The 7,216-nt window shown below is 50.6% G+C and carries 6 protein-coding genes; 3 read left to right on the forward strand and 3 right to left on the reverse strand.

From position 1 onward, the window contains the following. On the forward strand, nucleotides 1–1,629 hold a 1,629-nt coding region (locus B4H10_RS04660; RefSeq protein ID WP_292018288.1), incomplete at its 5' end, for a TRAP transporter permease. 97 nt (nucleotides 1,630–1,726) lie between these two features. On the opposite strand, the gene murI is transcribed toward B4H10_RS04660, so the two are convergent. Beyond that, entirely contained in the window at nucleotides 1,727–2,512 is a 786-nt protein-coding gene (gene murI, locus B4H10_RS04665) for a glutamate racemase (RefSeq protein ID WP_292018289.1), read from the reverse strand. Nucleotides 2,513–2,736: 224 nt separating this feature from the next. Here murI and B4H10_RS04670 point away from each other — a divergent pair, with 224 nt between their 5' ends. Beyond that, nucleotides 2,737–3,159, forward strand: a complete 423-nt coding sequence (locus B4H10_RS04670) for a GNAT family N-acetyltransferase (protein WP_059076532.1) — start codon at nucleotides 2,737–2,739, stop codon at nucleotides 3,157–3,159. 81 nt (nucleotides 3,160–3,240) lie between these two features. Here the strand turns inward: B4H10_RS04670 and B4H10_RS04675 are convergent, their stop codons facing one another. Together B4H10_RS04675 and B4H10_RS04680 are read right to left on the reverse strand one after the other, a co-directional pair. Then, a complete protein-coding gene (locus B4H10_RS04675) occupies nucleotides 3,241–4,164 on the reverse strand; it encodes a transketolase family protein (RefSeq protein WP_292018290.1) in 924 nt (307 codons plus the stop codon). Next, entirely contained in the window at nucleotides 4,164–4,982 is an 819-nt protein-coding gene (locus B4H10_RS04680) for a transketolase (protein ID WP_292018291.1), read from the reverse strand. The genes B4H10_RS04675 and B4H10_RS04680 overlap by 1 nt, the downstream gene beginning before the upstream one ends. Nucleotides 4,983–5,793: 811 nt before the next feature. On the opposite strand from B4H10_RS04680, the gene B4H10_RS04685 reads away from it, so the two are divergent. Next, the coding region (locus tag B4H10_RS04685) for an ESPR-type extended signal peptide-containing protein (protein WP_292018292.1) at nucleotides 5,794–7,216 on the forward strand (1,423 nt) is incomplete at its 3' end.

Here is a 7,216-nt window from a genome sequence, read left to right on the forward strand (position 1 = left end):
TATATCGTCCTGGAATATCAGCAGCTCGTGCTGCGCTCCGGAACGGTGACGACGATGGATTACATCGTAGGCAGCATAGGCATCCTGCTGATCCTGGAAGCTACACGGCGGGCCGTAGGAAAGCCGATGCTCTGCGTGGTGCTGGCTTTTCTGGCGTATGCCTTTGCCGGTCCCTATATGCCGGGCGTTCTGGCTCATCGGGGACTGACACCGGAACAGCTGGTAGGACACCTGTATTTTACGACCGAAGGCGTATTCGGTATTCCTCTTGGTGTATCGTCTACCTTTATTTTCCTGTTTATTTTGTTTGGCGCCTATCTGGAAGCGACCGGCCTGGGGAAATTCTTCATTGATTTGGCCAATGCCATCGCCGGCTGGTCCAGTGGCGGGCCTGCCAAAGTAGCTGTCATTTCCAGCGCCCTCATGGGGACCGTTTCCGGCAGCTCCGTAGCCAACGTCGTCGGGACAGGCAGCTTCACCATTCCTATGATGAAGAAATTAGGCTATCACAAGAATTTCGCCGGTGCCGTAGAAGCGGCATCGTCTACAGGCGGACAGCTCATGCCGCCGGTCATGGGGGCAGCGGCTTTCCTCATGGCAGAATTTGTCGGCGTTCCCTATATTGATATCGTCAAGGCAGCCGTTATCCCGGCTTTATTATATTTTACAGGTATCTGTCTTGGTGTTCATTTCGAAGCAAAACGCAACAATCTGAAAGGCGTTCCCCGCTCTCAGCTGCCTAAGATCTGGACGATTTTGAAAGAACGGGGTCATCTGGCCCTGCCTCTCATCGCAATCGTCTATCTGCTGGTTGCAGGCTATTCACCCATGCGGGCGGCACTGGTAGCCATCGTCATGTCCATCGCGGCATCGTTTGTCCGCAAGGCTACGCGCATGAAACCCATTCAGATCATCCAGGGGCTGGAAAAAGGCGCCAAAGGCGTCCTGGGCGTACTCATAGCCTGTGCTGCAGCCGGCATCATCATCGGCGTCGTTACCAAGACCGGCGTGGGATTAAAACTGGCATCGGCCCTGATCGACCTTTCGGGCGGTATGCTGCTGCCGACCATGTTCTTTACCATGATTACGGCGCTTATACTGGGCATGGGCGTGCCGACCACGGCAAACTATGTCATCACGGCGACTATTGCCGCTCCGGCCCTGATAAAACTGGGCGTCCCCGTCCTTGCGGCGCATATGTTTGTCTTCTATTTCGGAATCATCGCCGATATTACACCGCCGGTAGCACTGGCGGCCTATGCCGGTGCCGGCATCAGCGGCGGCAATCCCCTCATGACCGGGGTCAATGCGTCCAAATTGGCCATAGCGGCCTTCATCATTCCCTATATCTTTGTCGTATCGCCAGTCCTTCTCATGGTACAGGCGACGCCGCTGGAAATGATTATGGCGACCATTACGGCTGTACTGGGCATGATCGGCCTCAGTTCGTCCATGATTGGGTATCTGGCCGATCACTGCAACGTCCCCGTACGGGTCCTGTTGTTTGTGGCAGGCCTGCTCATGATTGTGCCGGGCGTCATGACCGACGGCATCGGTATCGTCATTTTTGGCAGCATCCTCTTCTGGCAGATGCGGCTGAAAAAGAAAAAAGCAGCCATTGCCGGCTGAAACTGAATAGAACGAAAACAGGAGCTGTCTTCTCAATCAGGGGAAGACAGCTCCTGTTTTATTTGTGGCAGATCGGGGTCTGCCATATTGTAAAATATCAGATGATGGTATAAACCCGTTCCAGCTGGTCCAGATAGGCGTCGATACGCTGCAATTCGTGAGGCTCTGTGACGGCCTTTCCCGAATAATAATATTCGACGGTCTGAGGCAGATATTCCAGACCTTTGCGGTAATCGAGCTGGCGGATGAGTTCGCGGATTGTTCCTTCGTTGCCATCGACAAAGCGGACATGGTCTGGCAGGATGCGTCGCAGCGTTTCTTTAAAATAATTGAAATGGGTGCAGCCCAGGACGAGATTGGCATACTTGCTGAAATCATACGGGGCAAACTGCCGGTGGATATAGTCTTCTACGGCCGGCGAGGAAAAATCCATGTGTTCGGCAAATTCCACAAGATCCGGCATGGCCAGCAGGTCTACCAGACTTTCTGTATCGTATTTTTCGATAAGCTCTTTGATTTTATGTCCCCGCACGGTAATCGGCGTGGCAATGACCAGGACGCGGTTGCGCTCTGTATCCATATCGAGTGCTTTTTTGGCAGCCGGTTCCATCCCGATGATGGGAATCTTGTATTGGTGGCGCAGTTCCCGCACGGCCACGCTGGTAGCGGTATTGCAGGCGACAACGATAGCCTTGACATCTTTGGTCATGAGAAAAGAAAAGGCGTCGCTGACGTACTGGAATACCTGTTCCGTCGTCTTCGTCCCATAGGGTACATTATCTTCATCGGCGAAAAAAATAAATTGTTCATGAGGGAGTACTTTCATGGCATGATGGAGGACGCTGAGCCCGCCGATGCCGGAGTCGAAAAAAGCAATTTTCATATAAAAGACCTCGGATTTCATGGAAATTATACTGTATCAGCGTATATATTATAGCACGGGCCGGGGCCGGGAGAAATAATTTTACTTGCAAATTTCGCATATCCTAGTCTTTATTTTCATAGGTAAAAACTGGCGGTGGGAAGATTTTTCCTGATATAATGGAACTAGGAAGGCCGTATGATAAATGGCAGTTCACATATATTTAGAAAAAGAGAGGTACTACCATGTTTAGAAAAAGTACGATTCACGACCTTCAAGGCGTTTATGAGCTCATCTGCCAGCTCGTCCGGCGGGAACTGGACAGGGACATGTTTGCCCGGGTTTATGCAGAACAGATGGAAAATGATGATTATTACTGCCTCGTTGCAGAAAAGGACGGGAAACTGTATGCCGTATTGAATCTGCGGTTTGACAGGCAATTGCATCACTGCGGAAACTGTGCGGAAATCGTGGAATTTTTTGTCAGTGAAGACGCGCGCAGTCAGGGCACTGGCGCCCAGATGGTGCGTCTGGCCGAAGAAGAAGCAGTAAAGCGGCAGTGCGTCCTCATAGAGGTGACCAGCAATAAGGCCCGCGTTCATGCCCACCGCTTTTATATGCGCGAAGGGATGGAGCAGACTCACGCAAAATTTGTCCGGGAATTTTAAATACGAAAAAAGAAGCAGCAGATGCAGGGAGATTTTCCCCATATCTGCTGCTTTTTTGTTGCTATACAATGGTTGAGACATTTATGCCAGTACCTTCCGGGCGGCAGCGGCGATATCGTCTGCGGTGAGACCGTATTTTTTCAGCAGGTCTTCGGAAGAACCGGATTCACCGAATGTATCCTGTACGCCGATGAATTCCTGACGGACGGGATAGCGGCGGACGAGTGTTTCTGCCACGGCGGAACCGAGACCGCCGAGTACGGTGCCTTCTTCTGCCGTGACCATGTGTCCGGTCTTACGGGCGGCATATTCGATGAGATCGGCATCAATAGGCTTGATGGTCGGCATATTGATGACCATGGCTTCCAATCCCTCCTGACGCAGCTGATCGGCGGCAGCAAGAGCAGCTGCTGTCATGCGCCCTGTCCCTATGAGGGCCACGTCAATGCCGTCCCGGAGAATCTGTCCCTTGCCCCATTGGAAGGTGCTTCCGGCCGGATGGATATCGGGGACGGTATCTTTGCCGAGGCGGATGTATACCGGGCCTTTATGGGCGACGGCGGCCTTGACGGCTTCTTCCGTTTCCCAGCCGTCCGATGGGACGATGACCGAAAGATTGGGCAGGCTGCGCATGAGAGCGATGTCTTCGATGGCCTGATGGGTGGCACCGTCACTGCCGATGGTCAGGCCGCCGTGACTGACGATGATTTTTACATTGAGATTGGGCAGGCAGATGGAATTGCGGGTGATTTCCAGTCCCCGTTCGGTAAACAGTGCATACGATCCGGCCAGGGGGATTTTTCCGACGGCAGCCAGACCGGCGGCGGTACCCATCAGGTCCTGTTCGGAAATACCGACATTGAAAAAACGTTCCGGAGCCTTGTTCTTAAATTTTTCTGCCCGCGTCGAAGAGGCGATATCCGCATCAACGACGACGACATCGGGATTTTTATAGATTTCCGTTTCCAGGACATGACCGTAGGCGTCCCGTGTAGACATAGCCATTATGATTCACCTTCCAATTCTTCCAGTGCCTTTTTCGTTTCGGCGGCATCGAGTGTTTTATTGTGCCAGGCGGCCTTGTTTTCCATGAAATCGACGCCTTTGCCCTTGATGGTTTCGGCGATGATGGCCGTCGGCATGCCTTTCGTTTCTTCCGATTCTTTCAGGGCTGCCCGGATTTCGTCAAAGTTATGACCGTTGATAGTAATCGTATGCCAGTGGAAATCGCGGAATTTATCGGCAATAGGCATGATATTCATGACCTCTTCCGACGCACCGCTGAGCTGCAATTTATTGTGGTCGATGATGAGCGTCAGGTTATCCAGCTTAAAATGGGCACTGGTCATGGCCGCTTCCCAGATGATGCCTTCTTCGATTTCCCCGTCGCCGCAGATGACGTACGTGCGCCAGTCTGCGTGGTCAAGACGGGCTCCCAGAGCCATGCCGTTGCCGGCGGACAGGCCCTGACCCAGCGAGCCGGTAGACATATCAATGCCCGGCGTGCGGTTCATATCGGGCACGCCCTGGAGCATGGCGCCGCATTTCCTGAGATTCCACAATTCGTCTTCGGGAAAGAAACCGTGCATCATGAGCGTCGCATAGAGAGCCGGTGCAGCATGGCCTTTGGACAGGATGAGCCGGTCACGGCCGGGCCAGTGAGGTTCTCCGGGCCGCACATGCATATATTCCCCATACAACACCTGCAGGATTTCCACAATGGAAAGAGAGCCGCCGGGATGGCCTGCGCCGGCAGCAGCCAGCATCTTGACGACATATTCACGCACAGCCGTAGACCGCCGTGCGAGTTCTTCATTTGTCATAGAATCATCTCCAGTCAACAATAGTATCACCTATATGTACAGCATAGTACTTTTTGCCATAGGCGTAAAGGGTGGAAGATAGTTTGTTTCTTTTGTTAACGCGAATGGTTTGTGTGATGGTGATATTACACTCTAAAAAACTCCCTTTCAGGCAGTTCAGGATGTTCGTATTTCCTGTCTGCTTGAAAGGGAGTTTGTGTTTGTCTGGCGTTACCGTTTCTTGCCGGTTCCTGCGGGAGTTTCCGCCTATTCAACTGTTCCAGTCCCTGGGCCGGGGACAGATTCCGCACGCCTTCCCAGACGGCCATCAGGTCATCCCGTTCCTCTCCGAATAGGATATAGCTGCTGCTCCTCTTCCTCCTTACGGCTGTAAATCATCTTTCGATTCATCGCCCCTGGGAACGTGCTGATCATGACCCCGAAGGGCAGCATCATCAACAGGAATATGGACTTGAAACCTCAGAAATCCGTACGTATTCTATCCTTATTATCATCTTACTAAATATAAAGAATAAATACACTGTAATAAATTACAGGTATAGGTCATAGAATCAGAATTTTTCCAACAAATGCAGGAGTTTTTTGGTTGTCATGACAGATAAACTGTTAAATCATGTCATCTGTCATGACAGATTCATAAAAGTTTATACAACCGTCTAAAACGCTTTTGTAATTGCAAAATACACATGAATATACTGTAACAAATTACAGTGTGCACTTTTTTCCCCTTTGCTATAATGAGCACAAGAAAGGCGTTCGAACGATTTGAGATTACATGATATTCTCAATTAAAAGAAAGGAAGTGGAGCATATGAATAGAATTTATAAAGTTATTTGGAGTAAAACGAGAAATTGTTATGTGGTCGCTTCTGAATTGGTCCATGGCAATACGAAAGCGACGAGTACAGGCCTGATTGCCAGGCGGGCGGCCTTGGCAGCTGTCGCAGCGCTGCTGCTCCTGCCTGCTGGCAGCGATGTTTTTGCAGCTGGTACCGGAACAACTAATTCAAGTTTTCCCGGATACAACAAGATTACGGTTATCACCGGTAATCAGACCGATGCTGATGCCATCAATACAGTCAAGAATGCCCAAATCAGTGTAAGCAGTGGTACGACGACGGTCAACGGTGTACAGATGAATAACGGCGATGTCAGTGCCAATGATATCACAGCTAAAGATATCAACGCTAAAGATATTACAGCTACTGGCGATATCAGTGCCAAAGATGTAACGGCTACCGGTGATGTTAGTGCTAAAGATATTACTGCTTCCGGTACGATTCATGCAGACGGTGTGATGACCAGTACCGGCCTCAATACTCAGGGTGGTGCTATCAGTGGTGGTGCTATCACTGGTACTAGCCTCAATACTCAGGGTGGTGCTATCAGTGGTGGTGCTATCACTGGTACTAGCCTCAATACTCAGGGCGGTAACATCAGTGGTGGTGCTATTACTGGCACGAGCCTCAATGCTGGAGCTGGTGCCGTAACAGCTGGCAGCGGCAGCTTTGCAGGAAACGTATCGGCTGGCAGTCTCGATGTGACCAATAAGATTAACAGCGGTTCTCTGGAAGTAACGGGTGATGCCAAAATTGGCGGCACTCTGGATGTCAAGGAATTCAATGCAGATAAACTGCAAAGTAAAGTTGATGCAAACAACTTTACGACCATCGAAGGCGGCAGCGTCCATTCCAAAAACTTCGACGCTGGCCCGGAACAACTGACTTCAGAATCGACGTTTGATAAAAATGGGCGCACAGAATATGCCAGAGATGACGATTCTATTGCAACGACGACGACCTCCGCTGATGGAATTACACAGGACATCAGAGATGTAGGGGATTATCCGCAAAAGATGGCTGATCGCGAATTGAAACAGACGCCAGACGGATATATGATAACCGATGAAGTGAAGGATACAGAAAATAGTTCAACAATCAACCAGAAGGCTGATCAGATTTATCAGGGCGTCACAACCGCAGATGGTATGACCGCTATAGGTCAGAGCGGCAGGAACATTACTACCACGGCAACGGATGGAACAAACACTACTACGACGACCCAGGATGCCATCAACATTACTAACGAGGCTAAAACTGGAACAATCACCAACGATGCCAAAGATATTGCCAACATTGCTTCGGAAGATATGACCAATGACATTGGCAGGAATCTGACGACTACTGTTGGTGGTGAAATGAAGACTACCGTAACTGGCGATGTGACGGAAGACT

This window comes from Megasphaera sp. UBA4382, assembly GCF_002391155.1.
Lineage (GTDB): Bacteria > Bacillota > Negativicutes > Veillonellales > Megasphaeraceae > Megasphaera > Megasphaera hexanoica.